Source organism: Citrobacter sp. MGH105, assembly GCF_001037485.2.
In the GTDB taxonomy this organism is placed as follows: domain Bacteria; phylum Pseudomonadota; class Gammaproteobacteria; order Enterobacterales; family Enterobacteriaceae; genus Citrobacter; species Citrobacter portucalensis.
Genome location: NZ_CP073048.1, coordinates 3,343,986 through 3,362,973 on the forward strand (window position 1 = coordinate 3,343,986; position 18,988 = coordinate 3,362,973).

Here is an 18,988-nt window from a genome sequence, read left to right on the forward strand (position 1 = left end):
TATGGAACCTCGTCATGTTTGAGAACATTACCGCCGCTCCTGCCGACCCCATTTTGGGTCTGGCTGATTTGTTTCGTACCGATGACCGCCCTGGAAAAATAAACCTCGGGATCGGTGTATATAAAGATGAGACAGGCAAAACGCCGGTGCTGACCAGCGTTAAAAAAGCCGAGCAATATATACTGGAAAATGAAACCACCAAAAATTACCTTGGCATTGACGGTATTCCAGAGTTTGGTCGCTGCACTCAGGAATTACTGTTTGGTAAAGAGAGTTCGCTTATCAACGACAAACGCGCACGTACAGCACAGACCCCTGGCGGCACTGGTGCACTGCGTGTGGCAGCTGATTTCCTGGCAAAAAATACGTCGGCTAAACGCGTATGGGTGAGCAATCCAAGCTGGCCGAACCATAAGAGCGTCTTTAACTCTGCAGGCCTGGAAGTTTGTGAATACAACTATTACGATGCAGCAAACCACTCGTTAGATTTTGATGCGCTGCTGGCAAGCCTCAGCGAAGCGCAGGCTGGCGACGTGGTGCTATTCCACGGCTGCTGCCATAACCCTACCGGCATCGATCCTACGCTGGAACAGTGGCAAACGCTGGCTCAGATGTCTGTCGAAAAAGGTTGGTTACCGCTGTTCGACTTCGCATACCAGGGCTTTGCCCGTGGCCTGGAAGAAGATGCAGAAGGTCTGCGCGCATTCGCAGCGCTGCACAAAGAGCTGATCGTCGCTAGCTCCTACTCCAAGAACTTTGGTCTGTACAATGAGCGCGTAGGCGCCTGTACGCTGGTTGCAGCCGATGCTGAAACCGTTGACCGTGCGTTTAGCCAGATGAAATCCGCCATTCGCGCTAACTACTCCAACCCGCCAGCACACGGCGCTTCCGTCGTTGCCACTATTCTGAGCAACGACGCGCTGCGTGCTATCTGGGAACAGGAACTGACTGATATGCGCCAACGCATACAGCGCATGCGTCTACTGTTCGTGAATACGCTGCAGGAGAAAGGTGCAAACCGCGACTTCAGCTTTATCATCAAACAGAACGGCATGTTCTCATTTAGCGGCCTGACCAAAGAGCAGGTTCTGCGTCTGCGTGAAGAATTTGGCGTCTATGCCGTCGCTTCCGGACGCGTAAACGTGGCAGGAATGACGCCAGATAATATGGCGCCGCTGTGCGAAGCGATTGTCGCAGTACTGTAATCTATCGCACACAAAAAAGGCCGCAAACGCGGCCTTTTTATTTATTAAACGAATTACCAGACAGGCATTTCATCCTGCAGGAACGGGTTATGTAGCCGTTCATTACCCAGCGTAGAGAGTGGGCCGTGACCCGGAATAAACGTCACGTCATCGCCTAACGGCAATAGTTTACGTTTAATCGAATCGATCAGTTGGCTGTGATCACCGCGCGGGAAATCGCTGCGCCCTACGCCACCGTTGAAAATCACATCACCAGAAATCAGTAATTTTGATTGCTCATCAAAGAAGACCACATGTCCCGGTGTATGACCCGGACAATGCAGAACCTGTAACGTCACGTTGCCAACGCTTATCCGGTCACCTTCATTCAACCAGCGATCGGGCGTCAGCGGCTCACAATCTCCCAGGCCAAACATGCGGCTCTGAGCAGGGAGTCCCTGTAACCAGAACTCATCTTCTTTTTCCGGGCCAATAACCGGTACACCATAATGCTGTGCCAGTTCAGCCGCCGCTCCAACATGGTCAAGATGACCGTGAGTAAGCAGGATCTGCATTAGCGTCAGACCGCTGGCATCCACTTCCTGTTTGATTTTCTCGGCATCGCCGCCGGGATCGACCAGCGCGGCCAGACGAGTTTGCTCACACCAGATTAGCGAGCAGTTCTGGGCGAAGGCAGTGACCGGAATAATACGATAGTTCATACAGCTCCTGTTTCATTAAGCTTATGGATCACCAGTGCCGTGCAGGGCCGGTGTCAATATGCACAAAGTTACTGCTGGGGTAGTATCCTACACCACCTGCGCGCATAGATAACGCAGCTTTGCGAATATTACTTAATGCAATGCCTTCAATATGAAAATCCATGGCCTGACCTTTAGTGTGGTAGCTTTTCTTGGCCACACCACGGCTACGTGCACGGAGTTCATTATTGGTATCGATAGAGCGATAGCCTGAGATCAGCTGTACGGGTTTACGCGTGCCAAGCAGGCCCTGCAGACGGAAGAGTTGATCAAACAATCCCGGGTCAATGGATTTCACTTTATTGGCCCGAAAGTCACGGAAAAAGTGGTTAAGTTTTGCTAATTCGTCCTGAATATAGCCCCTGCCATCAAAAAACTCTGCTTTTATTGACTCACCGGTATGCAGGTTATTCAGAGTCAATATACGCGGACGTGGGGTAGAGAGTGTTGCAAACGCAGGCGTAGGCAAGATGGCAGCGCCGAGGGCAATACCACCAAGCGCCAGCAGTTTGCGGCGATTAGCGTCAAATTTGTCCATGGTATTAAGGTCTACAAGGTCAATGTTATCGTATGTATGCTCTAGCGCACGCGGGAAACCTTATCTGGCTAAGTAGTCCACGTCAAGGCTCCCAACCCCAGGAAATACGGGGCTCACAGCCATTTTGCCCCGTTTCCAGCATAACTTACGACAATCATTTTCCTCGAACTGCTTCATTTATCTGATTAATTGCTCGGCTTTTGACACAATTTGTGCGCTGGATCGCGCTGTCAGATCGTAATTGTAAATATCTGTACGATACTGCGTGCGCCCATCAGGGCCGACAAATGCGGTCAGATAGTAGAGGTTGACCGGAATATTCTGGCGAATATTCACATACCGCGTATCCCCTTGCTTCAGGGCATCCGAGATGCGTGAATCATTCCAACCCGCGTCCTGTAGCAGCATATTCGCCAGCTCAGATGCCTTGTTCACACGCACGCATCCGGAGCTTAACGCCCGCGTATCTTTCTGGAACAGATTGTGGTTCGGCGTATCGTGCAGATAAATAGCGTCCGAACTCGGCATATTGAATTTATAGCGTCCGAGCGAGTTACGTGCACCCGGAGCCTGCTGAAAGCGGAACGGCAGATTGGACGCAGTGATGGTCGCCCAATCAACCTGCCACGGATCTATCGTCTCTTTACTGTTCCAGCCGCGCATTACGGTATAGCCATGACGTTCAAGATATCCCGGATCATTCCATAACTTAGGCAGAATATCTTTACGTGCCAGCGTCGGCGGAACGTTCCACGGTGGGTTAACGACCACGTTATTTAGCGCACTGCTCATCATCGGCGTTTTACGATCGGGACGCCCGACAATAACGCGCGAGGCCAGCACCTGATTGCCATTCTGATAATAAACCAGCGAATAGGCAGGAATGTTCACCATGATACCGGTAGACAGCTCACTCGGCAGCAGGCGTAAGCGCTGAATATTTAACGCCAGCACGCCCGCACGCTGAGCAGGCGTCACGTTCAGCCAGTCACGTGTGGCTGGACCAATCGCGCCATCTGCGCCAAGTCCCTGCCACGTCTGAAAACGCTTTACCGCATCAACCAATTCACGATCGTAGGTGCCACGCCCTTCTTTGCCAGACGTACTGACGGCAGGCTCCAGCATCCCGGTTCGCCGCAAAATTTCACGCAGCGCGGGAATGTCATTACTCCAATCCCCCGGACGCAGCGTTACTGTACTGGTGAGCTGCGGCCAGGGACGTGTATCGCCCACCAGCTTGAGCAGTGATTCATGCATGGCTGCATACTGCGGATGTTGAGGCGCAAGGCTGGCCACAAATGAAGTCAGTTGACCGTTATCCAGTGCGACCTGCCACTGGTTGATGACGGAAATCGGCGGCGTCGTTAGCGCATAGGGCTTATCGCTGTAAAGCCAGCGATTACCTTTGACAGGGATGTTAGCGATAAAGTGCAGATACCCCATCATCGCATCAGAGAGCACGATGTCTCTCGCCTGACCGGTTACTGCCGGGTCAGTCAGAAGTGCAACCCAGGTAGTGAACTGCGGCTGAAAGCCGGCAATTGCGACCTCGGCTAACTGTTGCTGAAATGCCTTTACCGCATCACGATTTTCCCACATCAGCTTCATTTCGCGTGCGGCATACAGCAGTTCCAGCTGGCTCATGTAAACCGGCGTATAACCTGCTGGCAGTTGAGAGTGTATTTCGGCGCGGGCTTTATCGACAGACACGCCTTCTGGCAGCGGTTGAATACCCGCCATGATAGCCGTCGCAGAAGATTGAACCTGCGGCTGCGATAACGCTGTTGGCTGTTCACTGACGGTCGCAGAGCTATCGCCAGGGATCATTTCAGGCTCATCGGCCTGAGCATTGAACAGTGGAGCGAATGTTACGGCCAGGCACAAACTGATTGCCGACAGCCGACGACCACACATTTTATTAAGCAACATCCCTTGCCCCCTGTTTTCTTTATCATACTCTGAATAGCCAGGCCGTCTGTATTCCCCTTTATTCTGACGAGGGTCGGACCTGTAAAACGCCAATACAAACTGAAGTATGACGAGCAAGCCTGTGACGCGTTAGGCTCACCTTTAGTATATAAACATCAAAAACTTTTTGCCTAACCTAATGTAAAGAAGTCTAAAGAAATCACACCAGGCATGAAGTCTTTTCGGAAAAAAATAAGGCGGCCATGTAGCCGCCTTTTTACTTATTACTTAGCTTGCCTGCGAGGAGGCATCTTCAGTCCCCGGCAGTGGTTCCGGTAACTGAGGCGCAAATCCGCGCAGCCCCACCACGTGAACGTGTTCGGTGTTCTGGAAGACTTTACGCACCAGTTTGTAGGTGGTGCCTTTCTCTGGGCTGATGTTTTCCGGCGCAGCGATAATCAGCTGCATCTGCAAACGTTCACACAGCTCAAACAAGGTCGCAATAGAACGCGCATCGAGTCGTGCAGCTTCATCAAGGAACAGCAGGCGGCAAGGAGAGATATCTTTCCCGCGCAATCTGCGGCCTTCATCTTCCCAGCTTTGCACCACCATCACCAGAATAGACATCCCGGTCCCGATCGCTTCACCCGTTGACAACGCACCAGACTCAGCACGCAGCCAGCCGTCAGAGCCACGGTTAACCTCAACTTCCATTTCCAGATAGTTACGATAATCCAGCAGCTCTTCACCAATGGTTTGCGGCGTGCGTTGCCCCATGTCTATCTGCGGATTCAGACGCTGATACAGCTTCGCCAGCGCTTCTGAGAAGGTCAGGCGATTGCTGTTAAACAGATCCTGATGCTGTTCATGCTGCTCTGAAAGTACGTCCAGCAAGGTAGCATGTGTTTCACGCACATTGACGTTCAGGCGAACGCTGTTGACCTGGCCAAACGACACGCTTTGCAGCCCCTGGTTCAGCATGCGAATACGGTTCTGTTCACGCTGAATGGTCTTACGAATAATATTCGCCACGCTGCGTGAGCTGATCGCCAGCTTCTGTTCACGTGAGGTTAACTCTTCCGTCAGACGGCTCAGCTCAATCTCCATCTGTTCAATGGCTTCCACCGGATCATCGGTACGAATAATATCCTGGCGAATACGTTCACGCAGATGCTGGTAAACCGCGACGAAGAACTGAATTTTGCGCTCTGGACGTTTTGGATCTTCAGACAGACGCAACACATCGCGCAGGTGCTCGTTATCCGCAACCGCCAGACGTAGCGCACCGAGCGCCTTATCCGACATCGAACGCAGTTCGTCACCGGAAAGATAGGCCAACTCGCGGCGGTGAAGACGACGTTCCACACCGTTATCTTTCACCATCCGCATGACTGCACACCAGCCGGCTTTGGCGGTGACTACCTGCTCGCGCATTTCATGATAATCACGTTCCAGCTTGCGCAGTCTGCGGGTCAGGTTTTCCATCTCCGCTTCGCAGAAAGTCAGTGCTTTCTCAAGTTGGTTGCGGCGTGCACGGTTGTTGCTGAGCTGCGCATGCAGTTCGTCACGGCGGATACGCGCGTGCTCTTCGGCACCGCTGTCCGCACGAACGCCGATATCCTGCAGTTCACGTTGTAAATCGTTAAGCAGCTCTTTTTTGGTGTCAAAAGAGCTTTTCAGCGATGCCATGACCTGGTTGTACTGGCTTAACTGTGCGGCGTGGCTGCGCAGCGCTTCACGAGCGCGGGTACGTTCGGCTTCCGCCTGTTCCAGGCGTTCACGCAATTTTTCGTTCAGATCGCTATTGCCGCTCAGCATTTCGGCTGAGTCGGAATAACTAAAGTGCGCCCGGCGCTGTACGACTTCGGTCAGCGCAAAAGCCTGCTGACGCGCATCGCGCTGCATCTGCTGGGAGTACGCATAGTCTTCCTTCAGCTGTTCAAACTGCTCAGGGTCATTTTGCAGAACCGAAACGATAGGTTCCAGTTTCGCCAACTGATTGCCATGTTGCTGTACAAAACGCGCGGCTTCCTGAGCTTCATCCAGACGCTCGCGAATTTCGTCTACGCGATCGGCTAGCGTATCATCTGCCAGCAGATTCAAGCGCGGCAGCAGGCGGTTCAGCGCAGAGACGCCCTCTTTCGCCTGTTCAAACTGCATACGGCTTTGCTGGTTATCATTTTCATGATTGGTCAGCGCACGTTCCAGTTCAACGCGACGGCTATTCAGTTGGCGAATTTCCGCTTCTGGATCGGCCTCAAACGCCACCGACAGATGGCTGCCGATAAAGCGACTGAACGCCTGATGCAGACGTTGGGTTTTCTGGACGTCAAAGGAGAGCGTGGCGAAACGTTCAGACAGCCCTTCACGCTCGGCATGCAGGGTTTCGATACGGCTTTCACGTGCTGCACGCCCAAAAATAGGCACCGTCGGGAAGCGAGAATAACGCCACTGACGCTCGGCAGTTTTCACCACCACCGCATTTTCCAGTTCATCAACGCTGAAGACGCTGTCATCAAACGACTGCGGATCCCCTTCGATGAAATAGAGATCTTCCGGGCAATCCGTCAGCCCTTCAAGCTGTTCGGTAATCAGCGACAGATCCGGTACCACAATGGCATGACGCGAAGGACCGTATAGCGCAGAGAAGTACGGTGCATCTTCAAGGCTAACGTCATCATAAATTTCTGACAGCAGTACGCCGCCAAAGCGTTCCGCCAGCGCGTTCAGACGCTGATCTTCCGCCCCGCCCGGTTGACTTAAACGTTCAATCTCTTCATCAACTGCATTTTTACGTGCACCGACTTCATCACGCTCAACAATGGCCTCACGCTCGCGCTCCAGCAATTGTTGCAGATACTCGGTCACGTCCTGGCTGGAGGTAAACTCTTCGCCACACTGCTCGCTAAGCTGATTCAGGCTATTTTGCGCAGCCAGCCAGACAGGTGCCCGCTTCATCAAATGCTGAATACGGGATTGTAGTTGTTCCTGCTCCTGACGCAGTGTCATACGCTGTTCGCTGGCAGACGAGACGCTGTCCGACAAGGCGGCGATGCGCGCTTCCAGCTCCTGGTGCAGCGCTTCCAGCTCATCGATATCGAACTGTTTACCCTGACGCTTGCAGAATTCGGCCAGTAGACGCTCGGCATCCTGCTGTTCGCGCAGACGCTGCTCCAGTTCGCTCAGTCGCATACGCAACGGCTGAACCTGTTCCGCCAGATGGCGCTGCTCCACGCCTTCGCGCAGCAGTTCACGCGCCACGCTCCAGGCTTCACCGCGCGCCAGCGGGCCGTTGATAGCCGCCACCAGCTGATAAGCCTGTTCGAACTGGCTATGCGCGGTTTGCGCCACGCTCATTTTTTGTTCAAGCGTCAGCAGTTTTTCAGTGGCTTCCTGCTCTTTGGCCTGGAAAGTCTCCAGCCATTCGGCGGCGCTGTCGGCTGTCAGGTCCGGTAAGTGGCAGAGCTCTTTCGCCCGGTTTAGGGCCTGGATCGCCTGAGTATACTGGATGGCTCGCGTTTGCTGGACGTCCAGCGCTTGCTGGTAATCGGCAAGCTGGCTTTTCAGCTCATCCACTTCCAGCTCAGCGGCTTCTGCGCGGGCTTCGTTTTCATCCTGGCGGTCAACGGCTTCCGCGACCACCTCGTTTTGTTCTTCAAGACGGACCTGCAATTCTTCGAGATCCGCCTCGTAGCGTTCAATTTTTTCCTGCTGACGCAGCGCGGTTTGTACCAGATTCAGGTGATCGCTCGCGGCCTGGTAATCAGCTTCCAGATCGCCTTCCGCACCGTTGTGCTCACCCAGTTCACGCGCCATATCCACGTGTTTGTACTGCTCTGCCGCCAGCTGCTTGCGAGAGGTATACAGTTCACGACGATATTCCAGTGCTTTATCCAGATGGATACGACGTTCATTGGCGTGGCGCATATAATCTGCGGCCACATAGTTGGTCGCTTCACTGATTAAATGCTTAAACAGGTCGCGGTCAGACTGGGTTACGCGAATCGCTTCCAGCGTCATACGGTTTTCACGCAGCGCGGCTTCCATATCCTGGAACGCTTTACGTACACCGCTGTTTTCCGGCAGCAGGTAGTCACGCAGTGAACGGGTAATGGCGCTGGAGATCCCGCCGTACAGCGAGGCTTCAATCAGACGGTAGAATTTACTACGATCGGACGCAGAGCGCAGACGACGGGCAATGATGCCCAGATCGAACATCAATGAGTGATAATCGGTTATTGAGTTGAACTGCTTAAACTGCACGCCTTCCATCTCATCAAGCTTCTCTTTCAGCTCAGGTAGAGACAGTACGCGCGCCTGGCGTTCGTTCAGCGTTTCCGTCACCAGTTGGGTTGGCTGTACCGACATCGGCAGCCCCTGAATGGCAAACGGTTTGATATCCACTTTGCGATCGCGACCAGCAACCTGTTGCAGACGCACACCCACGACCACGCGCTGATGACGCGAATTAAGGACGTCGAGCATTGAATAACAAACCCCTGCTTTCAGCTTACCGTGCAGGCCTTTATCACGTGAACCGCTGGTTGCACCGGCTTCGGTGGTGTTACGGAAATGCAGCAGGGTTAAGTCCGGAATGAGCGCCGTAACAAATGCCGCCATGGTGGTGGATTTACCCGCACCGTTACCACCGGACAGCGTGGTGACCAGCTCATCGAGATCAAACGTACGGGCAAAAAAACCATTCCAGTTAATCAGCGTAAGTGAGCGAAATTTACCGCGTTCAATCATTATTCTTCTTCTCCACTGTCCGGCTGATTCTCTTCGGGCTCATCGTTGAGCTGCAGACGGTTCTCGACCGCCATCGCTTCACCATCACGAATTAAGCGACGCTGTGCTTCGCGCGGATCGTCACCGCTACGCACATCCGCGCCAAAGCGGAAGACAGATTCCGTAATACGGAATTTGCTGCTGTCGTGGCCCAGAAACCACACCATGCCTAAGCGGCGCAAGCGGTTGAGCGAAGAACGCACTTTTTCCTGTAGCTTCTGGCGGTCAACGTCAGAACCGGTTGAACGGTTGTTCACCAGCTTCAGTAACTTCGCTTCATCTGCCAGCGTTAGCAGCTCGTCGTACAGCTCTTGCTGGGTAAAAATCCCTTCGTTCGCCAGGCGTTCCGGGCTGAGATAGAGATAGCAAAGAATTTTACCGACCATCATGTCCAGTTCAGACAGGACCGAACGCGGAATGAGCGTCGTGGAACGCGGGCGAAGGTAGAAGAACCCTTCCGGCGCACGGATTAATTCCACGTTATATCGGCTGTAAAACTCTTCAAAATATTCCTGAAAATCCATCAGGAAGGCATGATTATCCAGTTCATCCAGGCCGATATGTCGGCCCGAACGTAAGGCGCTATCCAGCGCCGGAAATAACGGATTCGCCAGCGCCTGCGCCAGCTTTACCGGCATCACTTGTTCAATATTTGTCAATGACATGCGCCTGTACCTTGGCTCCGTAATCATTAATCGGCTGCCATTTTGCTGGCAGTCCGGTGAAGTCTGCTTGCGCTACGCCAAGGCGTACCGCCTGATCGATAACAATGCGCGCGACGTCGAAATGACGCGCACGTGGGTATTGCGCCAGATACTCGCGCACTACCAAACCGAGATCCAGTGGTGTTTGTCTGGATTTGTAGATAGCCAGCTGTTCTTCGATGATCGCCGCCAGCTGCTCACGGATCTCGTTAAATTCTTCATATTCCAGATCTTCCGGAAGTTCACCGGTGACCTCTTCGTCACGCAGCACCATCTCCTCGTCACGCATATCCAGCAGACGATCGGCGTTGGCATAGGTCAGCGCCCATGGGTCGTCAAAGTAGGTCTGCACGGACTGACGCAGACGCTGGGCGAAGACGCGGTTTTTATCCATATCGATCGCGGTACGGATAAATTTATGCACGTGACGATCGTAGCCGATCCACAAGTCAATGGACTGCTGACCCCAGCTAATAATGCGGTCGAGCTTGCTTTGTAAATCAAACACCAGCCGATCGACAAAATGCAAATCGTCATGCGTCATCGTGGCGTCCTGGATGCGTAACAGGTTAGCCTGTAGCTTATCCCCTGCCGCTTCCAGCGTATCTTGCAGCTCACGCAGCGTACCAGATGTTTCTGACAGCAGCATTTCACAGCTGGAAATCGCCGCCCGCCAGTCTTTGTTTAGCAACTGTGCGATGTCGTCTTTTACCTGCTGCTGCTGTTCATCCATGATGCGCTGGGTCAGATCGATACTGTCGAAAATCTCCGCCACCGAGTATTTCAATGGCGCATAGACGTTGCGATGCCAGTGGAACTCATCACCACCTTCCGCTGCCGCATCCGCCGCGCGCTTCAGTTCGCCTGCCACAATTGACAGCTGCATAGAAAGACGCAGCGTAGAGAATTCGCGCTGACGAATATAGTAATCTGTGATGCCAATCCCGAGCGGCGTTAAACGGTAAATGGCGTTGCCTTCAGCCTGCTCGCTGGTAAAGCGGTTCAGCAGACGTTGACGCACCATATCGTTGATCGCGTTGTTGGCGCGGACGCCGATGGTTTCGCTGGTTTGCTCAAACGCATCACTCACATGGCGGAACGCATCCACCAGTTCACCTTCACTCATCTCACCGTCAAGTCGCTCACCGTTTAGTGTGGCAACAGCCAGCAGGAACGAAAGTCTGTCTACCGGCAGAGAGATGGAGAAGTCATTTTTTCTGGCCCAGGCAACCAGTTCGGGGACTGTCTGGGAAAATTCACTCATAGGTTATCCTTGCATCTGCGGCTCGGGCCGGACGTTTAATCGCGGTGACATGAATATAGCGCCCAAGGCTGATATACGGTTCCTGGCGGCAATAACGTGTTTCTATTTCTGTTAAAGCATCAAAACAGTCATGCTGTTTTTGTTTATCACGCAGATAATCATGAAACACCCTCACGCCCGTTTTACCGGTTATCTCCCAGCCAATCTCCTCCAGCCAGCCATAGACCTGCTGAGGGTCGCGCGGAAAATCGGGAGACAACGTGCGCCGTTTCTTTTTATACATTCCCTGCTGCACATAGCCGAAATTACCGACCAACACATTACGCATCAACAGACCGTTTGCATTGTAGAACATCAGCGATAAAGCACCGCCCGGGCGTAACATCGACCACAATGTTTTTAAGACGGCTTGCGGATCGGCCACCCATTCCAGCACAGCATGAAACAATATCAGATCAACCTGAGAATCCAAATGCTGTGGGATGTCCTGAGCGGCACAATGTATAAAATGCATGTTGTCGCTCACACCTTGCTCTTCTGCCGCCCGTTGCGCTCGCGCCACCATCTCAGCAGAAAGATCGCACAAGGTGACGTGATGGCCCCGCTGCGCCATCAGAATTGCTGTCTGCCCTTCTCCGCCACCCGCATCAAGCACACGCAACGTTTGGCCCGCGTAGTCGGCAAGAAGTTTGTCCAGATCCTGCCAGAGGATCGTCTGACGAAGCTGACCTTTGGTGGTGCCGTAAATGTTACGGGAAAACTTCTCTGCAATGTCATCAAAATTGCGATCCCGCATCGGGCTCTCCACATGCTGGCTTTAGGGTGACTAAGTAAAACCGCTATTTTGTCACACCCACGCCGAGAATGAACCTTCCTGGTGTAATATCCCTGCTGATCCCCTGCTGTATGGTTAAAAAAGGAACCAAAAAGGATGCTTTTTACGCTGAAGAAAGTGATTGGCGGTATGATGCTGCCACTTCCGCTAATGCTCATTATCATGGGCATAGGCCTGGCGCTGCTCTGGTTTAGCCGCTTTCAAAAAACAGGGAAAGTGTGCATTAGCCTGAGTTGGCTGGCACTGTTACTTCTAAGCTTGCAGCCCGTCGCCGACAGTCTGCTGAAACCGATTGAGGACAGCTATCCAACCTGGCAGGATACACAAAAAGTGGAATACATTGTGGTGCTGGGCGGTGGGTATACCTGGAATCCACAGTGGGCGCCGAGTTCAAACCTGATAAGCAACAGTCTTCCGCGTCTGAATGAAGGTATTCGCCTCTGGCGTGCTAACCCGGGATCGAAGCTTATCTTTACCGGTGCTGCGGCAAAGAGCAATAACGTCAGTACTGCAGAAGCGGGCGCCCGCGTAGCGCAGTCACTGGGGGTGCCGCCCGGTGATATCATCACGCTGGATAAACCTAAAGACACCGAAGAAGAAGCCGCAGCGGTTAAGCAGGCCATCGGCAGCGCGCCGTTCCTGCTGGTGACCTCCGCATCGCACTTACCACGAGCAATGATTTTCTTCCAACAGGCCGGACTACATCCGTTGCCCGCGCCAGCCAACCAGTTAGCAATTGATTCACCGCTTAATCCGTGGGAGCGCGCGATCCCCTCTCCCGTCTGGTTGATGCATAGCGATCGTGTTGGTTACGAAACGTTGGGGCGAATCTGGCAGTGGCTAAAGGGATCGGAACATTGACAGGAATGTTGCCTGATGGCGACACTAACGCGTCTTATCAGGCCTACGTGTTCAGCGCAGAATTGTAGGCCGGATAAGGCGTTCACATGTTCATCAGGCGAGCCACGGCAGCAGTGATTTCGTGGCAAGGTCAAAGTTGGAGCGGTTAAAACGTCCGGTGTTGACCAGTTGCGCCACCTCATCCCATAACACATACAGCCAGCGCCGCCAGATGAAGGATTCCGCCACGGGCGCGCGTTGCAGGTATTGCCAAAGCAGACTTTCCGCCAGCGCATTATCCATTAAACGGAACAATTCATACTCTCTGGGTGCCCACAGCATCAATCCCGGTCCGACCATCGCCAGAAGCTGATCGCTACGGGCGTCTTTGAGCATGCTACGTAAACTAAAATTACCGTGGATCAGCACGCAGTTATCATTGAATCCTTCAAATAAAGCGGGCAAACACTCACGGGTACGAAACAGGATCCGCTTATCCTGCATCGTCAGCCCGGTATTGTTGAACTGATTTAACGTGGTCCACAACACTTCAACACGCTGACGATACCAGGATGGCCAGATATTCTCTTGCGTGTTATCCACCATTCCCACGCAGCCACGGCTATCCTGCCGATGCCATGACAGCAGACCTTCTACGATCTGATCTTTTAAATGTTCCCAGCGTTCGGGCGTTCGGGCTGGCGCTTCCACCGGCACACCGCGTAAACGCTCAAGCAATAGCACATCGGGACCGGGATGCTCTTCGTGGGTTAAGACCCCGTAAATGACGGGCATTCGCACCGTACCACTGCGCGCCAACATGGAGGTTTTCCATGCCAGCTGCTGCGCCATACCTGGCGTGGTGAAACTTCTCGCCATCAGCGGCATCGGATTTCCCTGGCTGTCGTACAGTGACCACAGGGCCGTATCCACTTTTTCATTCACGCATTCTATGCGACTGAGTTTTTCGCCCAGCAGGTGGCTGAGTTCGGCACGCAACTGTTCCATTTCAGATTGCCCTCATAAATGCTACTGCTTTCATAATGAGCGTCGTGCAGACAGATGTCACCCGGATGAGATCAATTGATGAAAAGAAAAGTGGAGGGAAAGCGCAACGATACGACACTCCTCCCAAAAATACGCCTCAATATGGGGGAGTGTCGTGAGAAAAACTAATGCATTTCGGCGCGAACGCGCTCAAGATCTTCGGCAGTGTCTACGCCGGTACCCGGGACTTCTTTTGCGACGGCAACGTGAATTTTTTCGCCGTACCACAGCACTCGCAGCTGCTCCAGCATTTCGATATGCTCAAGCGGGCTAGGCTGCCAGTTAACATAGCGGCGAATAAAACCGGCGCGATAGCCGTAAATGCCCAGATGGCGCAGGAAGGTGTCCCCCACCGTTTCCAGACTTTTGGCGAAACGATCGCGATCCCATGGGATGGTCGCGCGTGAAAAATAGAGAGCATATCCTTCAGCGTCCAACACGACTTTTACCGCATTCGGATTAAATGCCTCTTCCGCACTGTGAATCGGAGCCGCAAGAGTCGCCATACCGACCTGACGTTGCGCCAGATTCTCAGCCACCTGGCGAATAATGACCGCAGGAATCATCGGCTCATCACCCTGTACGTTCACAATAACGGTATCATCGATAAAACCACATTTCTCGACGACTTCCGCCAGGCGCTCCGTACCAGACTGGTGATCGGCGCGAGTCATGCACACTTCGCCACCCACCGCTTCTACCGCGCGAGCGACATCCTCGTGATCGGTGGCAACGATGATACGTTCAGCGCCAGATTCACGCGCACGCTCCAGTACATGCACGATCATCGGTTTACCGTTGATATCCAGCAACGGCTTACCCGGCAGACGTGTGGACGCATAACGCGCAGGAATAATGACCACAAAACTCATGATTTACTCTCATCAGCAGTCAGAACGCGGGCCTCGGTTTCCAGTAACACGGGAATGCCATCACGCAGTGGGAAAGCAAGGTTATCCAGTTTACAAATCAGTTCCTGTTTTTCCTGGTTAAACCAGAGTTTGCCATTGCATACCGGGCAGGCAATGATTTCAAGCAGACGATGATCCATAGTTCCTCCAGATGGACCGGATTGTGAATCCGTAAATATTAACATAATCGCTTAAAGGGCTGGGTCTATTTCCCAACCATGGCGTGCATCAGCAAATAAACCTTCAGGATAACGTCCCAGCGTCACGCGTGTTGCCTGTTGCCAGCGGGCAAAATCGTCAATCGCCTGAAACAATCCTTTTTGCAACGTCACTCCAGGCTTAACCCCATCCTGTAACCACAGCGAAATAACGTCCAGCACACCTGTTTTGCGGTGCATTTTGGCATCCATCCGCCCAACCAACTGTCCACGATGCAGCAACGGCAAGACAAAATAACCATACTGACGTTTCGGTGCTGGCGTGTAACACTCCAGCCGATAGCTAAAATCGAATAGCTGCTCTGCCCGTTTACGATCCCAGACCACCGGATCAAAAGGTGATAATACTGCACTGTGAGTCGCCGTTAATTTGCCCACCAGCGCCTGTTCAAGCAGCGGCTGAAGGTGGCTATGCAGCCACAAGTCTCCTAGCCCCTCAACGTCGACAGGAATAATCTGCCGCTGTTCCGCCCGTTCGTTGCACCAGTTTTTTAGCGCCGGGCGCTTCAGGCGGTAGTAGTCTGCCAGCCATTGTTCGCGGAAAATCCCCAGACTGCGGGCGCTGTTATCCAGCATGACACTTTCAGCATCTTCTTGCGAAAGTAGGTCGCGTTCATCGTCCCAGTGCGGCATGACGCGATGAGTTAAATCATACACTCGCTGGAAATTACGCCGTTCCACGACCATCACTTTCCCGGCAGTGAACAACCCTTCAAGATGACGCTTCTGCGGTTTCCATTCCCACCAGCCGCTGGTCCCTTTGCGTGGATGCTCAAAATCAGCTGAGCGTACCGGCCCGTTATGTTGGATGTGCTGGAGCAGTTGCTCAATCTCATGCGCATGTTCTTTCATCCACGCCGCTTTATATTTCCAGCCCATATTCTCCGGGGCCAGCATGCGGTGACGTATCAGCATAAAATCGCTGCGCGGCAAAAAACAGGCCTCGTGCGCCCAGTATTCCATCAGTTCGCCCTGCTGTAACGAGTCGTCCAGCCATTGGGGGGAATAATCGCCTAAACGACTAAACAGCACCAGGTAAGGACTGCGCGCCACAATATTGATGGTGTCGATTTGCAGTAACGACATGCGCGAAATGGTCGCGAGAATATCTGCCGGGGTTGCCCGGCGGCGTGTTTTTTTCAGCAGACCTTGAGCAGCAAGGTGAAGATGACGGGCATCCGTCAGAGAAAGGCGCGGCAACGACATTTATGGCCTCATAAATGATTCGCTGCCGCAGCGTGAATCAGTTAGCGAGTCAGCGAGATTAAGCTATTCAGCAATACATCAGGCCGATCACCTGACAAATGTGCATCAACAGGTAAATACCACCAGTTTTCATCGGCAAATTCCCGGCACTTAACCGCATCTTTTTCCGTCATGACCAGCGTTTGCCCGGCGTCTACAAACGCACTGACGTCACTGTAGGTCAGAGACTGATGGTCTGCCAGCGCAATGCTTTTTTGCACGCTAGCACCACATGCTTTCAGCGTGGCAAAAAAACGCGGTGGATGACCAATGCCCGCCATGGCGACAATATTGGACAATTGCGCCACATCACGGCGTTCACCTGTACGTAAATTAACGGCCAGTCCCGGTTCAAGTCGCATAGGGATTTCCCCTGGTTGCGCAACGCCACCGTTAACAATAGTCGCATCCACCGATTTAAGGCGACCTGCGCGTTCCCGCATTGGACCAGCGGGAAGCCACCAGCCGTTGCCAAACCGACGTTCGCCGTCAATGACTACGATTTCAACATCTCGCGCCAGACGATAGTGCTGTAGTCCATCGTCCGTCAAAATAATCTGCACGTCGTGTTGGGCCAAAATGGCTTTTACCGCATCCGATCTTACCGGGGATACCGCTACCGGCACGCCGGTACGTTGGGCGATCAGCACAGGTTCATCGCCCGCTTCTGCGGTAGTAGTATCAGCTGTTAGCAACAGCGGGTAAGCAGTCGCTTTCCCGCCATATCCACGCGATACCACACCCACGCGAATCCCGCGTTGTCGCAGTTGTTCAACCAACCAAATCACCACCGGCGTTTTACCGTTTCCGCCCGCGGTAAGGTTTCCGACCACCACTACCGGGACTGGCGCGCGCCATGCGTGTTTAAGCCCCAACTTGTAGCATAAGCGGATAGCACCACTCACCAGGCCATACAGCCAGGAGAGTGGAAGTAACAATCGCCACAGCGGCGATTCACCAGACCAGATACGTGCGATCATTGACCAAATTGCATTTTGTGTAATTGCGCATACACCCCGCGCTGCTCAATCAGCTCGCTATGGGTTCCGCGTTCGACAATCAGACCATCCTCCACCACGATGATTTCGTCGGCTTGTTCAATGGTTGAAAGACGGTGAGCAATGACCAGAGAAGTACGGTTTTTCTGTAGCTCATCCAGCGCAGACTGAATCGCGCGTTCAGATTCAGTATCAAGAGCCGATGTTGCTTCATCAAGGATCAGAATTGGGCTGTCACGCAACAAGGCACGGGCGATAGCGATACGCTGACGTTGTCCGCCGGAAAGCAGGACGCCGTTTTCACCAATCACCGTATCCAGGCCATTATCCATCTTGTTGATGAAATCCATGGCGTAGGCCATCTGTGCCGCTTTTTCGATCTGCTCACGGCTGTACATATCGGTACGCGCGTAGGCGATGTTGTTGGCAACCGTATCGTTAAACAAGTGCACATTCTGCGAAACCAACGCAACCTGATCGCGCAGTGATGCCAGGGTATATTCGCGCAGATCGTGTCCGTCCATCAGAATCTGCCCTTCATCAATATCGTAGAAGCGCGTAATCAGGCTGGCGATGGTGGATTTCCCTGAGCCCGAACGGCCAACCAGAGCAACGGTTTTACCCGCGGGAATATTCAGGTTGATGTTACGCAGAGCCGGTACTTCACGTCCCGGATAAGTGAACGTCACGTTGCGGAACTCGAGATCGCCGGTAGCACGCTCGATCACACGTTTACCTTCATCTTTCTCCTGTTCGCTATCCAGAATCGTAAATAAGGTCTGGCATGCCGCCATACCGCGCTGGAACTGCGCGTTGACGTTGGTCAGCGATTTCAACGGACGCATTAATGCGATCATTGAGGAGAAGACAACCGTAATTGTCCCTGCTGTCAGATTTTCCATTACGCTTGGGAAGCTAGCCGCATATAACACGAAGGCCAGTGCCAAAGACGCAATCAGCTGGATGATAGGGTCGGAGATAGAAGAAGCGGAAACCATCTTCATACCCTGCAAACGCATCTTGTTGCTGACCTTATCAAAGCGCTTGGTTTCGACTTCCTGACCACCAAAAATCAGAACTTCTTTGTGGCCTTTCAGCATCTGCTCCGCACTGGTCGTAACCTGACCCATGGTGTTTTGCATGTTTTTACTGATGCTACGAAAGCGCTTGGAAACCACACGGATTGCCACTGACACAATTGGCGCCAGTACAATCAGGATCAGTGACAGCTGCCAGCTGTAATAGAACATCATGATAAACAGGCCAATGATTGAGGCCCCTTCACGTACCACGGTGATCAGCGCACCGGAAGACGATGACGCAACCTGTTCTGAATCATAGGTAATACGCGATAACAATGTCCCTGTAGACTGTTTATCAAAAAAGGAGACGGGCATGCCCATCATATGGCCAAACAGGCGGCGGCGCATGGTCATGACCACTTTGCCTGACACCCATGAGATACAGTAGCTGGAGACATAGCTGGTTAAGCCACGAACTATCATCAGCCCAATGACCACCAGCGGCATCCACAGCAGCACCGAGCGATCAGTTTTACCAAAACCATCATCCAGTAATGGTTTAAGGAGCGATAACATGAAGGTATCGCTGGCCGCGTTAAGGACTAACGCTATACCCGCCACGATCAGACCCGATTTAAAAGGCGCTATGGTTGGCCATAGTCGGCGAAACGTCTGCCACGTAGAGAGATCTTTATCGTTATGCATTCAAAAAACCAGCATTTGTT

The 18,988-nt window shown here is 52.9% G+C and carries 15 protein-coding genes; 2 read left to right on the forward strand and 13 right to left on the reverse strand.

Annotation, left to right across the window (positions count from 1 at the left end):
• Positions 1 to 14 precede the first annotated feature (14 nt).
• Positions 15 to 1,205, forward strand: a complete 1,191-nt coding sequence (gene aspC, locus SK35_RS16285; RefSeq protein ID WP_048214564.1) for an aspartate transaminase — start codon at positions 15 to 17, stop codon at positions 1,203 to 1,205.
• Between the two features lie 53 nt (positions 1,206 to 1,258).
• Here aspC and SK35_RS16290 read toward each other — a convergent pair whose 3' ends face one another.
• From SK35_RS16290 to cmoM, 7 genes are all read right to left on the reverse strand, one after another.
• Positions 1,259 to 1,906, reverse strand: a complete 648-nt coding sequence (locus SK35_RS16290; protein WP_048214565.1) for an MBL fold metallo-hydrolase — start codon at positions 1,904 to 1,906, stop codon at positions 1,259 to 1,261.
• A 28-nt stretch (positions 1,907 to 1,934) separates the two neighbouring features.
• Entirely contained in the window at positions 1,935 to 2,483 is a 549-nt protein-coding gene (locus tag SK35_RS16295) for a YcbK family protein (RefSeq protein WP_003831948.1), read from the reverse strand.
• 177 nt (positions 2,484 to 2,660) lie between these two features.
• Positions 2,661 to 4,412, reverse strand: coding sequence for a L,D-transpeptidase (gene ldtD / locus SK35_RS16300; RefSeq protein WP_048214566.1), 1,752 nt, complete (start codon positions 4,410 to 4,412; stop codon positions 2,661 to 2,663).
• Positions 4,413 to 4,679: 267 nt separating this feature from the next.
• Positions 4,680 to 9,140, reverse strand: a complete 4,461-nt coding sequence (gene mukB / locus SK35_RS16305) for a chromosome partition protein MukB (RefSeq protein WP_048214567.1) — start codon at positions 9,138 to 9,140, stop codon at positions 4,680 to 4,682.
• Positions 9,140 to 9,844 carry a chromosome partition protein MukE gene (gene mukE / locus SK35_RS16310; RefSeq protein ID WP_003035809.1) on the reverse strand — a complete coding sequence of 235 codons (705 nt, stop codon included), beginning with the start codon at positions 9,842 to 9,844 and terminating at the stop codon, positions 9,140 to 9,142. The genes mukB and mukE overlap by 1 nt, the downstream gene beginning before the upstream one ends.
• The gene (gene mukF / locus SK35_RS16315; protein WP_003831939.1) at positions 9,825 to 11,147 is read right to left on the reverse strand and encodes a chromosome partition protein MukF; all 1,323 of its coding nucleotides are present in this window, start codon (positions 11,145 to 11,147) and stop codon (positions 9,825 to 9,827) included. The genes mukE and mukF overlap by 20 nt, the downstream gene beginning before the upstream one ends.
• Positions 11,140 to 11,943 carry a tRNA uridine 5-oxyacetic acid(34) methyltransferase CmoM gene (cmoM, locus tag SK35_RS16320; RefSeq protein WP_003035803.1) on the reverse strand — a complete coding sequence of 268 codons (804 nt, stop codon included), beginning with the start codon at positions 11,941 to 11,943 and terminating at the stop codon, positions 11,140 to 11,142. Before cmoM ends, mukF begins: the two co-directional genes overlap by 8 nt.
• Positions 11,944 to 12,078: 135 nt before the next feature.
• Here cmoM and elyC point away from each other — a divergent pair, with 135 nt between their 5' ends.
• Entirely contained in the window at positions 12,079 to 12,843 is a 765-nt protein-coding gene (gene elyC / locus SK35_RS16325; RefSeq protein ID WP_003836882.1) for an envelope biogenesis factor ElyC, read from the forward strand.
• Between the two features lie 93 nt (positions 12,844 to 12,936).
• Here the strand turns inward: elyC and SK35_RS16330 are convergent, their stop codons facing one another.
• From SK35_RS16330 to msbA, 6 genes are all read right to left on the reverse strand, one after another.
• Positions 12,937 to 13,830, reverse strand: a complete 894-nt coding sequence (locus SK35_RS16330; protein WP_003831934.1) for a YcbJ family phosphotransferase — start codon at positions 13,828 to 13,830, stop codon at positions 12,937 to 12,939.
• 164 nt (positions 13,831 to 13,994) lie between these two features.
• Complete coding sequence (gene kdsB, locus SK35_RS16335; RefSeq protein ID WP_048214568.1) at positions 13,995 to 14,741, reverse strand: 3-deoxy-manno-octulosonate cytidylyltransferase; 747 nt, start codon at positions 14,739 to 14,741, stop codon at positions 13,995 to 13,997.
• Complete coding sequence (gene ycaR, locus SK35_RS16340) at positions 14,738 to 14,920, reverse strand: protein YcaR (RefSeq protein ID WP_003035793.1); 183 nt, start codon at positions 14,918 to 14,920, stop codon at positions 14,738 to 14,740. The genes kdsB and ycaR overlap by 4 nt, the downstream gene beginning before the upstream one ends.
• Before the next feature lie 51 nt (positions 14,921 to 14,971).
• Positions 14,972 to 16,204 carry a winged helix-turn-helix domain-containing protein gene (locus tag SK35_RS16345; protein WP_048214569.1) on the reverse strand — a complete coding sequence of 411 codons (1,233 nt, stop codon included), beginning with the start codon at positions 16,202 to 16,204 and terminating at the stop codon, positions 14,972 to 14,974.
• Between the two features lie 41 nt (positions 16,205 to 16,245).
• Entirely contained in the window at positions 16,246 to 17,223 is a 978-nt protein-coding gene (lpxK, locus tag SK35_RS16350) for a tetraacyldisaccharide 4'-kinase (protein WP_048214570.1), read from the reverse strand.
• Positions 17,220 to 18,968 (reverse strand): lipid A ABC transporter ATP-binding protein/permease MsbA, encoded by a 1,749-nt coding sequence (gene msbA / locus SK35_RS16355; protein WP_048214571.1) that lies wholly within the window; start codon positions 18,966 to 18,968, stop codon positions 17,220 to 17,222. Before msbA ends, lpxK begins: the two co-directional genes overlap by 4 nt.
• Positions 18,969 to 18,988 lie beyond the last annotated feature (20 nt).

Excerpts from the sequence above, each read along its gene's own strand:
- aspC (WP_048214564.1), top strand. The coding sequence starts at position 15 with ATGTTTGAGAACATTACCGCCGCTCCTGCCGACCCCATTTTGGGTCTG.
- SK35_RS16290 (WP_048214565.1), bottom strand. The coding sequence starts at position 1,906 with ATGAACTATCGTATTATTCCGGTCACTGCCTTCGCCCAGAACTGCTCG.
- SK35_RS16295 (WP_003831948.1), bottom strand. The coding sequence starts at position 2,483 with ATGGACAAATTTGACGCTAATCGCCGCAAACTGCTGGCGCTTGGTGGT.
- ldtD (WP_048214566.1), bottom strand. The coding sequence starts at position 4,412 with ATGTTGCTTAATAAAATGTGTGGTCGTCGGCTGTCGGCAATCAGTTTG.
- mukB (WP_048214567.1), bottom strand. The coding sequence starts at position 9,140 with ATGATTGAACGCGGTAAATTTCGCTCACTTACGCTGATTAACTGGAAT.
- mukE (WP_003035809.1), bottom strand. The coding sequence starts at position 9,844 with ATGTCATTGACAAATATTGAACAAGTGATGCCGGTAAAGCTGGCGCAG.
- mukF (WP_003831939.1), bottom strand. The coding sequence starts at position 11,147 with ATGAGTGAATTTTCCCAGACAGTCCCCGAACTGGTTGCCTGGGCCAGA.
- cmoM (WP_003035803.1), bottom strand. The coding sequence starts at position 11,943 with ATGCGGGATCGCAATTTTGATGACATTGCAGAGAAGTTTTCCCGTAAC.
- elyC (WP_003836882.1), top strand. The coding sequence starts at position 12,079 with ATGCTTTTTACGCTGAAGAAAGTGATTGGCGGTATGATGCTGCCACTT.
- SK35_RS16330 (WP_003831934.1), bottom strand. The coding sequence starts at position 13,830 with ATGGAACAGTTGCGTGCCGAACTCAGCCACCTGCTGGGCGAAAAACTC.
- kdsB (WP_048214568.1), bottom strand. The coding sequence starts at position 14,741 with ATGAGTTTTGTGGTCATTATTCCTGCGCGTTATGCGTCCACACGTCTG.
- ycaR (WP_003035793.1), bottom strand. The coding sequence starts at position 14,920 with ATGGATCATCGTCTGCTTGAAATCATTGCCTGCCCGGTATGCAATGGC.
- SK35_RS16345 (WP_048214569.1), bottom strand. The coding sequence starts at position 16,204 with ATGTCGTTGCCGCGCCTTTCTCTGACGGATGCCCGTCATCTTCACCTT.
- lpxK (WP_048214570.1), bottom strand. The coding sequence starts at position 17,223 with ATGATCGCACGTATCTGGTCTGGTGAATCGCCGCTGTGGCGATTGTTA.
- msbA (WP_048214571.1), bottom strand. The coding sequence starts at position 18,968 with ATGCATAACGATAAAGATCTCTCTACGTGGCAGACGTTTCGCCGACTA.